This window comes from Cryobacterium breve, from assembly GCF_027594785.1.
In the GTDB taxonomy this organism is placed as follows: Bacteria; Actinomycetota; Actinomycetes; order Actinomycetales; family Microbacteriaceae; genus Cryobacterium; species Cryobacterium breve_A.
Genome location: NZ_CP075584.1, coordinates 681,267 through 697,968 on the forward strand (window position 1 = coordinate 681,267; position 16,702 = coordinate 697,968).

Genomic DNA, 16,702 nt, shown 5'->3' on the forward strand with positions numbered 1-16,702 from the left:
GTAGTGCAGAAGTCTGATCGAATAGAGCCATGCCTGAATATCGTGAAAAACTCTGGGCCTCACCAGCCCCATTCCTCGCGAGCGCACTGCTGATGCCTGCGAGCATCCTCGTTTTCGCACCGATCTCGATGGTCTGGGGAATCATCATCGCCGTCGTGCTCTACGGTGCCGCCGTGCTCACCCTGCTGCTGACAGCCCCGGTCGTCTCCGTCAAGGACGGCGTGTTCACCGCGGGTCGCGCGCGGATAGGTACGGAGTTGATCGGGGAGGCCGTTCCCTTCGAGGCCGCAGAAGCGACCCTCGAGCGCGGGCGCAGGCTCGATGCGCGGGCCTGGCTGTTGATCAGGGGCTGGATCCGTCCCGTCGTGCGGGTACCGATCGAGGATCCCCAGGATCCGGCGCCGTACTGGCTCGTTTCGACACGCCACCCAACGACGTTGGCCGCCGCGATCAATGGATCACGACGGCCGGCATCAAGTAACTAAAACGCGCTTTTAGGAGTCGCACTCCAGGCAGACCGGACCGAGCTTGGTCTCGTGCGACATCTGCGAGCGGTGTTTCACGAGGAAGCACTCTACGCAGGTGAATTCATCGGCCTGCGGGGGCAGGACGACGACATCGAGGTCGAGGTCGGACAGATCGGCACCGGGTAAATCGAACCCACCGGGGTTGTCTGAGTCGTCTACATCCACGACGCCAGACATCTTGTCCGGTACGCGCTCCTTGAGGGCCTCAATCGACTCAGAGTCGTCTTCGGACTTTCGGGGTGCGTCGTAATCGGTTGCCATGCCCATCCATTCATTTAATGCCGATTAACAAAATCAGCGGGCACAGTTTGCAACAATCCCGAAGGAATAGCAAACTCTCGCCGCTGATTAACTTCGGCTGAGTGGTCAACTTACGGCACGCCCGGCGTATTCCCCGGAATGAGGGGCGTTTCATGACAGTGTTGGCGAATCAGTGATCGCGAGAGGGCTTTCGCCATGCAGGATTTGAAGGTAATCGGAGTAGAGAACGGCGCGCTGCTGGCAGCGAGCGAGGATGGTGACCGTTTTCGGATCCCCATCGACGAGGTTCTCCAGTCCCGGCTTCGCCAAACCCAGATAGAACACACCCCGAAAACGAAGCTGTCCCCGCGGGACGTGCAGGCGCACATCCGTGCGGGCATGTCTGCGGAAGATGTCGCAGCGGTGACGGGTGCCCCGATCGACTTCGTGCGCCGTTTCGAGGGGCCCGTCGTGGCCGAACGCGAGTACATCGTTTCGTGCGCCCTCGGCGTGCCCGTGCACACCGCGATCGAACCCGATCCAGGTGAGGGTTCCGCGACCTTCGGCGGCGTGATCCGCGAGCGTCTCGCGTCCCTCGGCGCGACGGATGAGCGTTGGGCCAGCTGGAAGGAACCCGGCGCCGGCTGGATCGTCAAGCTCGCGTTCACGGCCGACGACATCGACCACGACGCGCGTTGGTCCTTCGAACCGAAGAAGAACGCTCTCTCCCCGCTCGGCAACGAGGCCATCGCCCTGTCCCAGCAAGGCGAGCTCAAGGGCGCCCTCATCCCCCGTCTCCGGGCGGTCGGCGCGGAGACGAGCCCCGCCGACGTGTCCCGCTTCGACAGCGGCGCGTTCACGTTCAAGGAATCGCTTCCGGACGAGCTCATGAACGACACCGCGCCGCAGCTGGATCCGATTCCCTATTCCCGGTCCGCCGGGACCACGGAGGCGGTCTCCAAGGCCGCGATCAAGCGGGCCGCAGAACCGCCCAAGAGCCTCAGCGAGACCGCCGACCTGCTCGAGTCCCTGCGTCGCCGTCGCGGCGAACGTGAAGCCGCGATCCTCGGCTCGAGTGCGCAGACCCCGGATCCCCGAACCGAAACGCCGGCACCCGGCGGCCCGCGGCTCATCGACGACCCTGCCCAGGCATCCGTCGCCGACACCCCGGTCGAGGCCCCGCGTACGGACCCGACCCGCAACGCCTGGGCCTCCCAGGCGGCCACCGGGCAGCCGCGCAACACCGGCAACCTGGGCAAGCGCGGGCGCGCCTCGATGCCGAGCTGGGACGAGATCGTCTTCGGCGCCCGCACCGACGACGACCTCGCCTGAGCGGAACGCGCCCGTTTCGCCGTTTCGCGCCAGGCATGCCTGGCGCGAAACGGCGAAAATGGTGCGCGCGGTCTGTGGGGAGCCCGCCGTGGAGCCCGTCTAGTATTCTGCCGACCCGCTTGTTATAGTTTTCTCGAACATACGTTCGAGAAAACGAGGCGAGGTGAGGTATGGTGCCGATCGACGGGCAACGCCCTGAGCCCGTCACGGTCCTGACGGACAGCACGGGAGAGCCCAGCCGGATCGTGTGGCGCTCGCGACGGTTCCGGGTGACGGACACGCCGACCGCCCTCGTCGGCACGGCGGACTGGTGGCGCCCCTTCGCTCCGCACACCTTCGGTGTCGGGCATCCGCCACTCTGCATCGCCGGCTGGCGGTTCCAGGCGACATCGGAGGACGGCGAGACGCACGTCTTCGACGTGCAGCACGCGGCTGAGGACGACGACTGGGTGTTGCTCCGCACCTTCGACTGACCAGCGGCTTCGAGAGTGTCCCCGCTCCGCGTCATACTGGCCGCATGCCCCCGCACGCCTCCCGTTCCGACGTCCTCCGCCTCCGCCTGGTGAGCCACGGACTCTCCGCGCCCGCCCCAGAAAGCACTGCGCTCACCGGCCCACTCGCCGTGGTCGAGCGGATGCTCGCGGTCCAGGCCCAGGATCTCCCCGCGGCCACCTGGGCGCTCGGGGTGCGCTCCCCCGGCACCGTCGCCGCAGACGTCACAGCCGCCCTTGACGCCGGGTCGATCGTGCGCTCGTATCCGATGCGTGGCACCCTGCACCTGGTCCCCGCGACCGACGTCCGGTGGATGCTGGACCTCACCGCCACGAGGGTGGTCGCCTCGATGGCCACGCGGCAGCGACAGCTCGGGCTCGACGACACCATCATCGCCGCCGCCGCGGAGGTGGCCGCCGGCCTCCTCTCCGGCGGCAGACACCTCAGCCGTAACCCGTTCCTCGCCGGGCTGCGGTCGGCCGGAATCGACCCGGACGGACAGCGCGGCTATCACCTGATCGTGTCCCTCGCGCTCGCGGGGCTCGTGGTGTGGGGTCCCCACCAGGACGGCCAGCCTGCCCTTGCCCTGCTCGACGAGTGGGCACCCGAGCAGCGCCGCCTGGACCGTGCAGAGGGCCTCGCGGAATTCCTGGTGCGCTACCTCGACGGCCACGGGCCCGCCTCCCTGCGTGACTTCGCCTCGTGGTCGCAGGCTCCCGGTCACGGACGCCCGCGTTGCCCTCGCGGAGGCCGGCGACCGGCTGGAGGAACTCGAGGTGGACGGCGAGACCCTGCTCCTGCCCGCGGCGCTGGAACGCGGCACCCTCGGCTCACGGCCGGCACAGCGCACCCCCGTGCTGGCGCTGCCCGGCTTCGACGAGTACCTGCTCGGCTACCGCGACAGGTCGTACGTCGTGGACGACGCCGATTTCCCGCGGGTCGTCCCCGGTCTCAACGGGATCTTCCTGCCGCTCATCGTCGCGGACGGGCGCGTGATCGGCACCTGGCGGAAGGAAACGACGCACACGAGGGCGAACGGAACGACCGTCGCGGTCGAAGCAGCGCCGTTCGGGACCCTCACCGCACGGCGATCGACCGGCTTCGGCCGGGCGATCCGGGACTATTCACGCTTCACCGGGATTCCCGCGACGATAAGACCCTCCCTTGCTCCGTCCGTCGAAGCGGGCACGATATCCTGAACGGGTGAGAATATCGGCCCGCGTTCGATCCTCGAGCCGGATTCCGTTGCTCCAGGCTGTGAAGACCTCACTCGCCGTCATGCTCGGCTGGGTGCTGTCCCAGGGCCTCCTGCACACGGGAGCCTCCCGATCTTCGCGGCGATCGCAGCGCTTCTCGTTGTGCAGCCGAACATCAACCAGACCCTCGGCCGGGCGATCGAGCGTAGCCTCGGCGTCGTCGGCGGGGTGCTCGTCGCCTACGGAGTCGGCGTCGCGTTCGGCAAGTCGAGTTGGATCGTGCTGCTCGCGATCGTGTTCTGCATCCTGCTCGCCTGGGCGCTCCGCCTGGCCCCGAGCTCGGCGAGCCAGATTCCGATCAGCGCCATGATGGTGCTCTCCATTGGGGCGACGACACCGGAATACGCCAGGGACCGCATCATCGAGACGATGATCGGCGCTGCGGCAGCACTTTTCGTCAACGCGCTCATCGTGCCGCCGGTGTTGCTCGCGCCCGCGCACGACACGGTCATCCGCCTCGCCCGGGAGGTCGCAGACACCCTGGACCGCATCGTCGACGCGCTGCGCTTCCCGCAGACGCAGACCCAGATCGAGGAAATGATGATCAAGGCACGGCTGCTGCGGCCGATGCTGAACAAGGCGGAGAAGGCGCTCAAGTCCGCGGAGGAGAGCCTGACTCTGAATCCGCGCCATACGACGAATCGACGCCTGCTCGACGTCGATGAGGAGTTCTACAACCGGCTGACCTCTCTCGTGACCCGTACGATCGGCATGACCAGGTCGCTCAGGGACCACTACGACCATTCCCTGCACCTCGAGCCGACCGTGCTGGCGATCACCGTCGAGCTCAGCCGATCAGCGCACGACCTCCGGCTCCTCGCCGCAGAGGCCGACTATCCCGACCGGGATCATCTGCCCGTCGCGGTGGAACCGCCGGCCCTCACCGAACCGCTCCTGATCATGACGCCGCATCCGCAGCACTGGATCCTGATCGGTTCGCTCATGGAGGACCTACGCAGGGTTCGCGAAGAGATCAAGGGCGAGTAGCGGCTCAAAAAAGGGGCCCCACCGAAGTGGGACCCCTTTTCACGAACCGGGAAGACTACGCCTGGTTGAGGACGGCCTGCAGTTCGATCGTGATGGTGACCTTGTCACCGAGGAGGAAGCCGCCGGTCTCAAGTGCCGCGTTGTAGTTGAGGCCGAAGTCGGCGCGGGTGATCTCGGCCTTGGCCGTTGCACCGGCCTTGTAGTTGCCGTACGGGTCGGTGCCGAAGCCGCCGAACTCGAAGTCGAAGGTGACGGGCTTGGTGACGCCCTTGATCGTGAGGTTGCCGTCGACGAGGAACTCGCCCTTGACTTCACGAACACCGGTGGAGACGAAGTCGATCGTCGGGTAGGTCTCGGCCTCGAAGAAATCGCCGGTACGGAGGTGGCCGTCGCGGTTGGCTTCGTTGGTGTTGATCGAAGCGACGTCTGCCGAGGCGGTGACGACGGAGTCGAGGGGGTTCTCGCCGGTGACGAAGGTCGCTGCGAAGCTGTCGAACGTGCCCTTGACCTTGCTGATCATGATGTGGCGGATGCTGAAGCCGACCTCGGAGTGGGTCGGGTCGATGGTCCAGGTTCCGGCCTTGTAGCCCGGGATGGTCGTCGCGGTGGTTTCGGTCATGATGCTCCTCAAGTCTGCGTGACGGATGGATCGCCGCCCTCGGATACATGCAAGCGCATAGAGAGCGGGTTTATTCCGGATCGGGGAGAAACTTCCGAAATACTTTCGCCGGACTACACTCGGCCTTCACAGGGGAAGCCGGTCATGCTGCAGCTTCGGGACATCGCGGGCGAGGCCGTCATGCTGCTCGCGGGCGGCCGCTCCATCCTGCTCCAGCTCGCGGATCCGGCGATCGGGCACGGCGTCGCCCACCACAGCGATTTCGAGAACCGGCCCCTCGACCGGCTGGCCGGCACCCTGAGCTACGCCTATGCCGTGACCTGCGGCACTCCCGATCAGGCAAGGACCGCGGTCCGGAGGGTGAACCGAGCCCACGTTCCCGTCGTCGGCGCGGCGGCGGGCGGAGCGCCCGCATACAACGCCTTCACGCCCGAGCTGCAGCTCTGGGTCGCTGCGACGCTCTACGACTCGGCGATCGGCATGTACGAGCAGGTGTTCGGTGCCTTCGACGAGACCACCGCCGAGTCCCTGTACCGGGAGTACGCGGTGCTCGGCACGGCGCTCCAGGTCCCGGAAGCGCTGTGGCCGCGCGATCGGGCGGCCTTCGCGGTGTACTGGCAGCGGAGGATCGAGGGACTCCGGACGGACGAGACCACGCGGGAGGTCGCGAGGCGGCTCCTGTACCCCAACGGTGGGCCGTTCCTGCTGCGCCTGGTGATGCCCCTGGCCCGGCTGGTCACCGTTGGCCTGCTTCCTCCCGCCGTGCGCGACCTGTTCGGGCTGTCCTGGTCCCCCCGCCGGCAGCGTCGCTTCGACCGGATGCTGCGCCTCACGACCCGGCTCTACCCGCTGCTCCCCCGGCGCGTCCGGCACTGGCCGCGCGACCACTACCTCGGCTCCCCCGGCGGGTCGTCTGTCCCGGTTCGCGTTCGCTGAACCGGACCCCGCGTCCCCCGTGCCGAGCGATACACTCTCGCCATGGACAGCATGACGGACACCGTTCGCCCCACCACAGTGCAGCACGAAGAGCTCGGCCGTGCCGCGCGGCGGCGGCTGCCGCGCTCGTCGCTCGCCGCCTGGGAGGCCCCGGCCGATCGCGCGGATCCGGTCGGCCTGCTGCTGGGCCAGGCTGAGACGAGGGACCCGTCCCTGATCCCGCTGCGCCACGCGCGGATGGGCGTTTCGCCGTTCACGTTCTTTCGGGGAACCGCCCTCGTGATGGCGCGGGACCTCGCCGCACTGCCAGACACCGGCCTCGAAACCCAGCTGTGCGGCGACGCGCACCTGTCCAACTTCGGTCTGTTCGCGAGCGAGGACCGCCGTGTCGTCTTCGACGTCAACGATTTCGACGAGACCTGGCGCGGACCCTTCGAGTGGGACGTGAAGCGCCTGGCAACCTCGTTCGTCCTCGCGGCGGCGGATGCCGGACTGCCGGCCGACGTCGGCAGGGCGGCTGCCCTCGAGGCCGCGCGCAGCTATCGCAGCACGATCGAGGACTATGCGAGCATGCCCATCATGCGGGTCTGGTACGACCGGATGGAGTCGAGCCACGTGGAGGCCATCATCTCCGCGTCGACGGGCAAGACCGGTCGCCGGGCGGTCAGGGACAGCGTCGCCAAGGCGGAGACCCGCGACACGTGGTCCGTCGTCCGCAAGCTCACCCGCGTGGTGGACGGGCACCGGCAGTTCCTCGACCAGCCACCCCTGCTGACGAGGATCCCGCTCGCCGGCTCGACGGCCGAGATCGTCGAGACGACCTTCGCCGCCTATCGCGAGTCGCTCAACGACAGTCGCAGGCGCCTGCTCGACCGATTCCACATCATCGACTTCGCCCACAAGGTCGTCGGGGTCGGCAGCGTCGGCCTGTATTCCTGGGTCGCCCTCCTCGAAGGGATCGGACCTGACGATGTGCTCGTGCTCCAGCTCAAGGAGGCCCAGCGGTCCGTGATCGATCGGAGCGACTCCGAGCCTGGGTCGCCCGGTGGGCCCTCCCACGCCGGCCAGCGCGTCGTCGAGGGCCAGCGGCTGATGCAGGCCTCCGGAGACGTGTTCCTCGGCTGGGCGACGACCCCGCTCGGCGGGCAGTACTACGGGCGTCAGCTGCGGGACATGAAGTGGTCGCCGGACCCTGCGACGTTCACCGCGGCCGGGCTCCTCGCCTATGCCCGGCTGACCGGAACGACGCTCGCCCGGGCCCACGCACGCTCGGGCGACCCGGTGCCCATCGCCGCATACCTGGGCCTGAGCGGCAAGGCCGACCGGGCGTTGGCCGACTTCGCGGTCGCATACGCCGAGCAGGCGACGAGGGACTATTCCGGTTTCGTCGCAGCGATCAGGTCGGGGCGCCTCCTCAGCGCCTAGAAGACCGGGCCTGGAAGACAGTGCAGCCTAGAAGAAGCCGTCCGGCGTGCCCGCTGCCTTGGTGACCTCGTCGGTGCCGATGTGTGCGGCGGTGAGCTTGGCCATCGCCACGCGGAGTCCCGATTCCATCTGGGCCGCCCAGACCTCGGTCTCCCGGCTTGAAGCATCCGCGACGTCGGCCCGCTTGATCGCGGTTTCCTTCTCGGCGCGCTCGTTCTTGACCTGCTGGATGCTCAGGGTGATTCCGTAGTACGCCGCGACCATCGACGCGATCGGGGTCGCGAAGACGGCGAGGGCGTTGATGCTCTCGCTCGAGACGCCGACGAGGATCATCACGACGAACGCGAGTCCGAGCATCCCGATGGCGGTCAGCACGACGAGCGCCGTGCGGGACGCGCCGCTGCCGCTTGCCGAAACGGCGGGGGCGGGCCGCGGCTGCTTCTCCGGCGGGGCCGAGATGGCCCGGGACCCGGTCTCCGTCCCGACGACCGGGGTCACGGCCGTGTTGTCCCCCGTGTTGTACGGTGTGGTGCGGTTGAAGTTCTCTGTCGGAAAGTCAGTCATGGTGGTACTCCGTCATCCCTGTGGTTTCGGCACGTGTGTGGTTTCGGCGCGTCTGTGTTTTTCTGAAGCGCCGTGTGGGTCTGAAGCTGCGGGCAGCCGCCCGATCCGGCTCAGTCGGCCTGGCCGGACGCGTCCTGCGGGCCAGGCACCTCGTCCGCTGCATCGAGGAAGACCCTTTTGTACGAGCGGCCGTCCGGCAGCTCGATGGTCTGGCTGGCCAGTTTACCCCGGCTCACCCGGAGGTAGACGGCCTGGACGGTGAGACCGAGTCTCGTCGCCGCCTCGGCGACCGAGTATCCGGGCAGTTCGGTCGGCACGGAACTCGGACGGGCCGATCGCTTCCGGCCGGCCTCGAGGCGGGCTGCGATCTCGGAGTCCGACCCGCTCCAGCGCCATCTGGCCGCCGGTGGCTTCAGCCCGGCAGCCTCCGCGATGGCCTCCCAGCCCGTACCGGCGGCGAGGGCGTCCCGCACCGCTGCGAGGGTCGCCGGGTCGGCATCGAGAGCGAGCAGCAGCCGCCGGATGCCGCGCACGCGGTCGAGCGGGTCCGCTGCGACGTCAAGGGCCGCGAGTGCGGCCAGGGCCGTTCCGGTCTCCTCGGACAGGAAGCGGCCAGCACTGCTCACGAGGACGCCTCGGCGAGGACGAGGACGGAGTGCGGCGCCAGCAGGACGGACCCGTCGTCCTCGCGGGAGAGGAGCGCAGGCCCGTCGGTCCCGAAGTCGAGCAGCACGGCGCCGGTCCCGACCGGCATGCGCCGGGCATCCGCTGCAAGGTTCACCACGATCTCCGTGGAACCACGGACGAGGCGCAGCCAGGACCCTGCTGCGTCGAAGTCGACGCCGACCCGGTCGAGGCGCGGTTCGGTGAAGGACGGCACGTCGCGGCGCAGTTCTGCGAGCCGTCGATAGAGGCCGAGCATTCGCGCGGGCCCAGGCCGCTCCGCCTCGTCCCAGTCCAGCCGGGACCTCGTGAACGTCTCCGGGTCCTGCGGGTCGGGCACGAGTGCGGGATCCCAGCCCATCCGGGCGAACTCGCTGATCCGCCCGGTCGCGGTCGCCGCTCCGAGTTCCGGTTCCGGGTGCGAGGTGAAGAACTGCCAGGGCGTGGTCGCGCCCCATTCCTCTCCCATGAACAACATCGGGGTGAAGGGCCCGAGGAGGGTCAGGGTCGCGGCGATGGCGAGCTGGCCCGCGTCGAGCGTGCCGGTCAGGCGGTCGCCGATGGCGCGGTTTCCGATCTGATCGTGATTCTGGCTGCCGACGACGAGACGCCAGGCCGGCATCCGCTGCCTGTCGATCGGACGGCCGTGGCTGCGGCCGCGGAAGCTCGAGAACGTGCCGTCGTGGAAGTAGCCGTGCGTGAGCACCTTGGCGAGGGCCCCGAGCGGGGCGAAGTCGGCGTAGTAGCCGGTCGTCTCCCCGGTCAGGGCGACGTGCACGGCATGGTGGAAGTCGTCGCTCCACTGCGCGTCGAGGCCGTAGCCGCCCGCCTCCGCCGGCGTGATCAGGCGAGGATCGTTGAGGTCGGACTCGGCGATCAGGGTCAGCGGACGACCGGAGAATGCGCTGAGCGCGGCGACCTCCCCGGCCATTTCCTCGAGCAGGTGGGTGGCCCGGTCGTCGCGGAGGGCGTGCACGGCGTCGAGGCGCAGCCCGTCGACGTGGTACTCGTCGAGCCACATCAGGGCGTTGTCGATGATGTGTCGCCTGACCGGATCGGAGTCCGGTCCGTCGAGGTTCAGCGAGGAACCCCAGGTGTTCCCGGCCGCCTCACTGAGATACGGTCCGAACTCGGGCAGGTAGTTTCCGCTCGGTCCGAGATGGTTGTAGACGACGTCCTGGATCACTCCGATGCCGGCCTGGTGGCAGGCATCGACGAAGCGCTGGTAGGCGGCGGGCCCGCCATAGCCCTCGTGCACGGCGTACCAGAGCACGCCGTCGTAACCCCAGTTGTGGGTTCCGTTGAAGGCGTTGACCGGCAGGAGCTCGACGAAGTCGACCCCGAGGGACACCAGATGGCCGAGGCGGGCCGCCGCGGCGTCGAGGGTGCCCTCCGGGGTGAAGGTTCCGAGATGCAGGCTCGTAGATCGTGCCGCCCGCGAGCTGGCGACCGGTCCACCGCGAGTCCTGCCAGGCGTGCGCGCCAGGGTCGAAGCTGCGGGACAGGGCGTGCACGCCGTCGGGCTGGCGGCGGGAGCGCGGATCGGGGAACGGGCCGGCGCCGTCGATCACGAATCCGTAGTCGCGAGGCTCCGCCCCGGCGTCGGGCGCGCGCAGGCGCCACCAGCCGCCGTCCGCCCGGTCCATGGGCCGGATGACCGGTTCCCCGGTGGAGCCGGCGACGGTGGAGCGCAGGAACAGGTCGACCGCCTGGGCGTTCGGCGCCCAGACCTCGACGTCCCCGGCGTCGTGAGTGGGCTCTGCTGAGCTCATCGGTCGGCCTTCCCCGTGACGATCGGACCCGTGACGATCGGTGATTCGATTCCCTGGCCCTGATCCGGGACGAGGAGGGCCACCGGGTAGCGGCGCAGCAGGTCACTCACGAGGAGGGTGCCGCCGGAGAACCGCTGCCCGGTGAGGACATCGGTCACCGGGATGGCGGCGAGAACGATCGTGGTGTCCCGCCAGCCTCCCGCCGCTGCGAGGCCGAGCGGAAGCCGGGTGGCGACCGTGACGGCGTCGCCGCGGTCGAAGGCGAGCAGGTGTTCTGCGGCGGCGCCGAATGCCGGAACGGGCGCATGGCGGAAGAACCGTTCGGGGGCGTCCCGGCGCTGGCGCAGGGCCCGACTCGTGACGAGCAACTTCGCGGCGCCGCTCTCGTCGACGGGCGGCAGCCATCCGTCGTCGATGCGGGCGAGGATGCCGCGACGCACGGCATAGTCGACGGGGCGCCGGTTGTCCGGGTCGACCAGGGACGTCTCCCAGAGTTCGCTGCCCTGGTAGACGTCCGGTGCGCCCGGCATGGTGAGCTGCACGAGTTTGGCCGAGAGGGAGTTGCTCCAGCCGGCCTTCCGCACCCGTTCGACGAAGTCCGTGAGGGCGGCCGTGACAGCGGGGTCGTCGAAGGCCGCGTCGATGAGGTGGTCGAGCTTCGCCTCGAAGACGGCGTCGGGCGCGTTCCAGGTCGTCGACGTTCCGGACTCGCGGGCGGCCTTGAGCGCGTATGCGCCGAGGCGTTCGCGGCTGGCGGGCCAGGACCCCACGACCGCCTGCCAGAGCAGGTTCTCGAGCGGGCCGTCGCCGAGTGGCACGTTCGTGCGCAGTGTGTCCAGGGTCGCCTCCCACTCCGCGGGGATCTCGGCGATGACGGTGATGCGGGCGCGGACGTCCTCTCCCCGTTTCGTGTCGTGGGTGGAGAGCGTCGTCATCGAGTCCGGATAGGTCGCCGCCCTGGCCTGCTGGCGCGCGTGGAAGGTCTCAGCATCGATCGAGAACTCCGAAGGGTCTGCTCCGACCTCGTTGAGCGAGGTGAGCCGGCTGTAACGGTAGTACGCGGTGTCCTCGACGCCCTTGGCCATCACCATGCCGGAGGTCTGCTGGAAGCGGACGGCGGCGGAATTCCGCGGGTCGGCCAGTACGGTCAGGAGCCTGCCGATCGTTCCGGCGAGGTCGGGCCTGCGGGCGGATGCGCGCCGTGCGGCCTTGTCGAGCAGGCTCGAAGCCGAGCGGAAGGTACGAGCGATACACCGGCATGGCGGTCAGCAGTTCTGCAAGGCCGTCGATGGCCTCCGGCCCGGGAATCTCGGGGACGAGGCGGGCGATCCGGCGCACCTCCGAGTTCAAGATGCCGTCGGCGATGCCGCGCTTCCGCTCGGAGACGAGCTCGGCCCAGGTCTGCGGGCGTCCGCCCTGTCCCGGAGCCGGGGAGTCGTCCTGCAAGCGTTTCTCGAGCGCGTCGAGGGCCGGCCGGCCCGCCGGGTCGACGAAGATCCGGTCGACGTCTGCGAGGGCGTCGTAGCCCGTCGTGCCCCTCGTCGACCAGCTCGTGGGAAGGGTCTCGTCGCCCTCGAGGATCTTCTCGACGAGCACGTACGTTCCGTCGGTCGCCAGGCGCAGCCGGTCGAGGTAGCCGCCCGGGTCGGCCAGGCCGTCGGGGTGGTCGACGCGGATGCCCTGGACGAGGTCGTCCCTGACCCAGCGAACGATCTCGCGGTGCGACTCCTCGAAGACCCAGGGGACCTCGACGCGGATGCCGGCGAGGCTGTTCACGGCGAAGAAGCGACGGTAGTTGAGCTCGTGGTCTGCGCGGCGCCAGTTGACCAGCGTGTAGTGCTGCCGCGAGTGCACCGTACGGCCATCGGCCCCGTCGTCTGCCGTGCCGGGGAGGATCGGGAACCGGTGGTCGTAGTAGTGCAGCTCGTCGCCGACGATCTCGAGCCGGTCGAGTTCGCTGCCCTCTCCCGGCGTGTCGTCGCCGAGGGCCGGCAGCAGGATCTTCCCGTCGCCCGCTGCCCAGTCGACGTCGAACGCGTCCGCGTAGCGGGAGTCCTGACCGAAGCGGAGCAGGTCCCACCACCACGCGTTGCGGTGCGGGTCGTCGACGCCCATGTGGTTGGGCACGATGTCGACGAGGATGCCGCGCCCGGCATCCGCCACCGCTGCCGCGAGCCGGCGGAGCCCTTCGGGCCCGCCCCTGGCGGGGTCGATGGCCGCGTGGTCGACGACGTCGTAGCCGTGGTCTGAGCCGTCGGCGGAGGTGAGGAGCGGCGAGAGGTAGATCCAGTCCGCGCCGAGGCCGACGACGTAGTCGAGGACCCCTTCCGCGGCGGCAAGGTCGAAAGCGGCCGTGATCTGCAGGCGGTAGGTCGAATGCGGGATCCTCATGGTTCGACCGGGTGGTCCGGGTTGAGCGCGAGCGCCGTAGGCGTTCCGGCGAGGCCGGCGAGGGACGCGGCGACGGAATGGTCTGGGATGACCTCCGGCGCCTCGTATGCGCGCAGCACGACGACGGACCGGGACTTGACGGTCTGGATCGCGCCGGCCGGGCGCGGGATCGCGTCGGCGCCTTCTCCGGCGGTGTCGACCACGATTTCCCACTGCGGCGCGTAGATCGCCGGGGGCAGCCTGAATTCGACGTCCTCGGCATCCGTGTTGAAGCACACAAGGAAGTTGACGTCGACGACGGGCTGGCCCCGGGAATCGCGTTCGCGGATGCCGTCTCCGTTGAGGTACATGGCGACCGTGCCTGCCCGGCCCTCGTCCCAGTCCTCCGTGCGCATTTCCTGGCCGTCACTGTTCAGCCAGACGATGTCGCTCAGGGTATCGCCGTCGGCGGCGAGGGCATTGGGGTGCCCGTCGAAGAATCGGCTGCGGCGGAAGGTCGGGTGGTCCTTGCGCAGCCGGGAGATCGCCGCGGTGAATTCGATGAGCGGCTGGTCTGCCGTGTCCCAGTGGATCCAGCTGAGTTCAGAGTCCTGGGCGTAGGTGTTGTTGTTGCCCTGCTGGGTGCGGCCGAGTTCGTCGCCGTGCAGGAGCATCGGCACGCCCTGGGACAGGAGCAGGGTGGTCAGGAAGTTGCGGTGCTGCCTGGCGCGCAGGGCGAGGACGGCAGCGTCGTCCGTCGGACCCTCCGCACCGGAGTTCCAGGACCGGTTGTGGGACTCGCCGTCGTTGTTGCCCTCGCCGTTCGCGTCGTTGTGTTTCTCGTTGTAGGAGACGAGGTCGGAGAGCGTGAAGCCGTCGTGGGCCGTGACGAAGTTGATCGAGGCCACCGGGCGTCGGCCGGAGTGCTCGTAGAGATCGGCGGAGCCGGTGATCCGCGAGGCGAACTCGCCGAGCGTCGATGGCTCGCCGCGCCAGAAGTCGCGGACGGTGTCCCGGTACTTCCCGTTCCACTCCGTCCATTGGGCGGGGAAGTTCCCGACCTGGTAGCCGCCAGGGCCGACGTCCCACGGCTCGGCGATGAGCTTCACCTGGGACACGATCGGATCCTGCTGGACGAGTTCGAAGAAGGTCGAGAGCTTGTCGACGTCGTAGAGGTCCCGGGCGAGGGCCGAGGCGAGGTCGAACCGGAAGCCGTCAACGTGCATCTCGATGGCCCAGTACCGCAGCGAGTCCATGATCAGCTGGAGGACGTGGGGGTGGCGCACGTTGAGGGTGTTCCCTGTCCCCGTGTAATCCATGTAGTACCGCTTGTCGTCGTCCATCAACCGGTAATAGGCCTCGTTGTCGATGCCCTTGAACGAGATGGTCGGGCCGAGGTGGTTGCCCTCTGCGGTGTGGTTGTAGACGACGTCGAGGATGACCTCGATGCCGGCGTCGTGCAGGCTGCGCACCATGCCTTTGAACTCCTGCACCTGCTGGCCGCGATCGCCCGTCGAGGAGTACGCGTTGTGCGGGGCGAAGAAGCCGATGGTGTTGTAACCCCAGTAGTTGCGGAGGCCCTTCTCCTCGAGCGTGCCGTCGTTGACGAACTGGTGAACCGGCATCAGCTCGATGGCGGTGACTCCGAGTTTCTGCAGGTGGTCGATGACCGCGGGGTGCGCAACCCCGGCGTACGTGCCGCGCTGGGACTCGGGGACGAGCTCCATGAGCTCGGTCAGGCCCTTCACGTGGGCCTCGTAGATGAAGGATTCGCTGTACGGAGTGCGGGGCGGTCGGTCGCCGAGCCAGTCGAAGAACGGGTTGACCACGACGCCGAGCATCATGTGCGGTGCCGAGTCGTCGTCGTTCCGGGAATCGGGATCGCCGAAGTTGTAGGAGAACAGGGACGGGTCCCAGTCGATCGTCCCGGAGGTGGCCTTCGCGTACGGATCGAGCAGGAGCTTGTTCTCGTTCAGCCGGTGACCCGCTGCGGGGTTGGAGTCCCCGTGCACCCGGTAGCCGTAGCGTTGCCCCGGCTGGACGAGCGGCAGGTAGCAGTGCCAGATGAACGCACTCGACTCGATGACCTCCACCCGGGTCTCGGTGCCGTCATCGTCGAAGAGACACAGTTCGACGCGTTCAGCCGCTTCGCTGTAGATCGCGAAATTCGTTCCGGTTCCGTCGAACGTCGCTCCGAGGGGGTACGCGGTGCCTGGCCAGGTTTCCAAGGGACTCCTTATGCTGTATTTCGGTGGATGCGCTCACCCCATCGGGCGGGCGACACCCCTTGTACGCTACCGCGTCACGAACCTCCCTGGCTGGAAGATCAGCGCAGCGCGTCCCGAACCAGCGGTGCGACCCGGGTGCCGTACAGCTCGATGCTCGTCATGAGTTTCTCGTGGCTGAGGGTGCCGAGGCTGTACTTCAGGTCGAAACGGGAGAGGCCGAGTCCCTGTGCGATGACGACGATCTTCGCCGCGACGGTTTCCGGTGAGCCGACGAACAGGGCGCCGTCCGGTCCGGCGTCGTGTTCGAACTGCTCGCGGCTCACGGGACCCCAGCCCCGTTCGCGCCCGATACGTTCCTGCATCGCGGCATAGTGCGGCCACATCTCTTCGCGCGCCTGGGCATCCGTTGCGGCGATGTACCCCGGGGAGTGCTCGCCGATGGGCTGGGTCGGGCGCTTGAATTCACCGAGCGCGCGATGGTAGAGCTCGACGAGGGGCGCGAAGGCGAGCGGCGAGCCGCCGATGATCGCGAGCATGAGCGGGAGGCCGTAGTGGGCGGCCCGGACAACGGACTGCGGGCTGCCGCCGACGCCGATCCAGGTGCGGATGGACCCGGACTCGGTCGGCGGGTACACAGTCTGGTCGGTGAGCGGCGCGCGGGTCTCCCCCGCCCAGGTCACCGGTTCTTCCTTGAGGAGCTCGGCGAAAAGGTGGAGTTTCTCCTCGAAGAGCCGTTCGTAGTCGCCGAGGTCGAGGCCGAAGAGCGGGAAGGATTCGGTGAAGGAGCCGCGGCCGAGAATGACCTCAGCGCGGCCGTTCGACACGCCGTCGAGGGTCGCGAACCGCTGGTACACCCGGACCGGGTCGTCGGAGCTCAGCACGGTCACGGCCGAACCGAGGCGGATGCGACTGGTCTGGCCCGCGATCGCCGCAAGCACGACCTCGGGCGCCGACACCGCGAAGTCCGTGCGGTGATGCTCTCCCACGCCGAAGAAGTCGAGGCCGACCTGCTCGGCGAGGACGCCTTCCGCCACGACGTTCCGGAGCACCTCTGCATGGTGCAGGGGTGCGCCGTCGGCGTCCCAGGTCACGTCTCCGAAGGTGTCGAGTCCGAGTTGAATCTCCTGTGCCATGCCATGCTCCTCTGTTGCCGGTCCTGGGGTGCCGGGTCTGGTCCTGCCGCGCATTCCTGCACGCGCCAACCGGGTACGTATCTATCCTGCACGTGTCTATGCAAATGCATTCACTACCGGAACCCGGCGCACCACGCTGGTATTCCGCCCGGATCGCA

The 16,702-nt window shown here is 68.4% G+C and carries 13 protein-coding genes and 3 pseudogenes; 8 read left to right on the plus strand and 8 right to left on the minus strand.

The genetic code is table 11. The features are described from left to right. The first annotated feature begins 29 nt into the window (after window positions 1-29). Window positions 30-485, plus strand: a complete 456-nt coding sequence (locus tag KIV56_RS03300) for a DUF3093 domain-containing protein (protein ID WP_281535140.1) — start codon at window positions 30-32, stop codon at window positions 483-485. 9 nt (window positions 486-494) lie between these two features. Here KIV56_RS03300 and KIV56_RS03305 read toward each other — a convergent pair whose 3' ends face one another. Next, window positions 495-788: a DUF4193 domain-containing protein gene (locus KIV56_RS03305; RefSeq protein WP_134447980.1), complete on the minus strand. Its 294-nt coding sequence runs from the start codon at window positions 786-788 to the stop codon at window positions 495-497. Window positions 789-983: 195 nt separating this feature from the next. Between KIV56_RS03305 and sepH the strand changes: the two genes are divergently transcribed. The 5 genes and pseudogenes from sepH (at window position 984) to KIV56_RS03325 (ending at window position 4,834) form a co-directional block, all read left to right on the plus strand. Next, entirely contained in the window at window positions 984-2,099 is a 1,116-nt protein-coding gene (gene sepH / locus KIV56_RS03310; RefSeq protein ID WP_281535141.1) for a septation protein SepH, read from the plus strand. 170 nt (window positions 2,100-2,269) lie between these two features. Beyond that, entirely contained in the window at window positions 2,270-2,572 is a 303-nt protein-coding gene (locus KIV56_RS03315) for a hypothetical protein (RefSeq protein WP_281535142.1), read from the plus strand. 161 nt (window positions 2,573-2,733) lie between these two features. Further along, window positions 2,734-3,288 (plus strand): annotated as a pseudogene (locus tag KIV56_RS20165) (DNA glycosylase AlkZ-like family protein); the annotation flags it as partial. Next, a complete protein-coding gene (locus KIV56_RS20170) occupies window positions 3,281-3,790 on the plus strand; it encodes a DNA glycosylase AlkZ-like family protein (RefSeq protein WP_432432628.1) in 510 nt (169 codons plus the stop codon). The pseudogene KIV56_RS20165 and the gene KIV56_RS20170, both read left to right, overlap by 8 nt. Before the next feature lie 159 nt (window positions 3,791-3,949). After that, window positions 3,950-4,834, plus strand: coding sequence for an FUSC family protein (locus tag KIV56_RS03325; protein ID WP_281535144.1), 885 nt, complete (start codon window positions 3,950-3,952; stop codon window positions 4,832-4,834). A gap of 55 nt (window positions 4,835-4,889) precedes the next feature. Here KIV56_RS03325 and KIV56_RS03330 read toward each other — a convergent pair whose 3' ends face one another. Further along, window positions 4,890-5,453: a YceI family protein gene (locus KIV56_RS03330; RefSeq protein ID WP_134532076.1), complete on the minus strand. Its 564-nt coding sequence runs from the start codon at window positions 5,451-5,453 to the stop codon at window positions 4,890-4,892. 144 nt (window positions 5,454-5,597) lie between these two features. On the opposite strand from KIV56_RS03330, the gene KIV56_RS03335 reads away from it, so the two are divergent. Together KIV56_RS03335 and KIV56_RS03340 are read left to right on the plus strand one after the other, a co-directional pair. Beyond that, window positions 5,598-6,389 (plus strand): oxygenase MpaB family protein, encoded by a 792-nt coding sequence (locus tag KIV56_RS03335; protein WP_281535145.1) that lies wholly within the window; start codon window positions 5,598-5,600, stop codon window positions 6,387-6,389. Window positions 6,390-6,431: 42 nt separating this feature from the next. Next, on the plus strand, window positions 6,432-7,814 hold the full coding sequence (locus KIV56_RS03340) for a DUF2252 domain-containing protein (protein WP_281535146.1): 1,383 nt from the start codon (window positions 6,432-6,434) through the stop codon (window positions 7,812-7,814). A 27-nt stretch (window positions 7,815-7,841) separates the two neighbouring features. On the opposite strand, the gene KIV56_RS03345 is transcribed toward KIV56_RS03340, so the two are convergent. The 6 genes and pseudogenes from KIV56_RS03345 to KIV56_RS03370 form a co-directional block, all read right to left on the minus strand. Beyond that, the gene (locus KIV56_RS03345; protein WP_281535147.1) at window positions 7,842-8,378 is read right to left on the minus strand and encodes a hypothetical protein; all 537 of its coding nucleotides are present in this window, start codon (window positions 8,376-8,378) and stop codon (window positions 7,842-7,844) included. Between the two features lie 110 nt (window positions 8,379-8,488). After that, the gene (locus KIV56_RS03350; protein ID WP_281535148.1) at window positions 8,489-9,004 is read right to left on the minus strand and encodes a hypothetical protein; all 516 of its coding nucleotides are present in this window, start codon (window positions 9,002-9,004) and stop codon (window positions 8,489-8,491) included. Next, window positions 9,001-10,813 (minus strand): annotated as a pseudogene (gene treZ, locus KIV56_RS03355) (malto-oligosyltrehalose trehalohydrolase). Before treZ ends, KIV56_RS03350 begins: the two are co-directional and overlap by 4 nt. Continuing rightward, window positions 10,810-13,204, minus strand: a pseudogene (gene treY, locus KIV56_RS03360) (malto-oligosyltrehalose synthase). The pseudogenes treZ and treY overlap by 4 nt, the downstream one beginning before the upstream one ends. Beyond that, the gene (gene glgX, locus KIV56_RS03365) at window positions 13,201-15,411 is read right to left on the minus strand and encodes a glycogen debranching protein GlgX (RefSeq protein WP_281535149.1); all 2,211 of its coding nucleotides are present in this window, start codon (window positions 15,409-15,411) and stop codon (window positions 13,201-13,203) included. The pseudogene treY and the gene glgX overlap by 4 nt, the downstream one beginning before the upstream one ends. A gap of 98 nt (window positions 15,412-15,509) precedes the next feature. Continuing rightward, window positions 15,510-16,544, minus strand: a complete 1,035-nt coding sequence (locus KIV56_RS03370; RefSeq protein ID WP_281535150.1) for an LLM class flavin-dependent oxidoreductase — start codon at window positions 16,542-16,544, stop codon at window positions 15,510-15,512. Between the last annotated feature and the right edge of the window lie 158 nt (window positions 16,545-16,702).

Bases quoted from the DNA above. Each gene is read 5' to 3' on its own strand.
- KIV56_RS03370 (WP_281535150.1), bottom strand. From the start codon at position 16,544: ATGGCACAGGAGATTCAACTCGGACTCGACACCTTCGGAGACGTGACC.
- KIV56_RS03340 (WP_281535146.1), top strand. From the start codon at position 6,432: ATGGACAGCATGACGGACACCGTTCGCCCCACCACAGTGCAGCACGAA.
- KIV56_RS03335 (WP_281535145.1), top strand. From the start codon at position 5,598: ATGCTGCAGCTTCGGGACATCGCGGGCGAGGCCGTCATGCTGCTCGCG.
- KIV56_RS03345 (WP_281535147.1), bottom strand. From the start codon at position 8,378: ATGACTGACTTTCCGACAGAGAACTTCAACCGCACCACACCGTACAAC.
- sepH (WP_281535141.1), top strand. From the start codon at position 984: ATGCAGGATTTGAAGGTAATCGGAGTAGAGAACGGCGCGCTGCTGGCA.
- KIV56_RS03315 (WP_281535142.1), top strand. From the start codon at position 2,270: ATGGTGCCGATCGACGGGCAACGCCCTGAGCCCGTCACGGTCCTGACG.
- KIV56_RS03300 (WP_281535140.1), top strand. From the start codon at position 30: ATGCCTGAATATCGTGAAAAACTCTGGGCCTCACCAGCCCCATTCCTC.
- KIV56_RS03305 (WP_134447980.1), bottom strand. From the start codon at position 788: ATGGCAACCGATTACGACGCACCCCGAAAGTCCGAAGACGACTCTGAG.
- KIV56_RS03330 (WP_134532076.1), bottom strand. From the start codon at position 5,453: ATGACCGAAACCACCGCGACGACCATCCCGGGCTACAAGGCCGGAACC.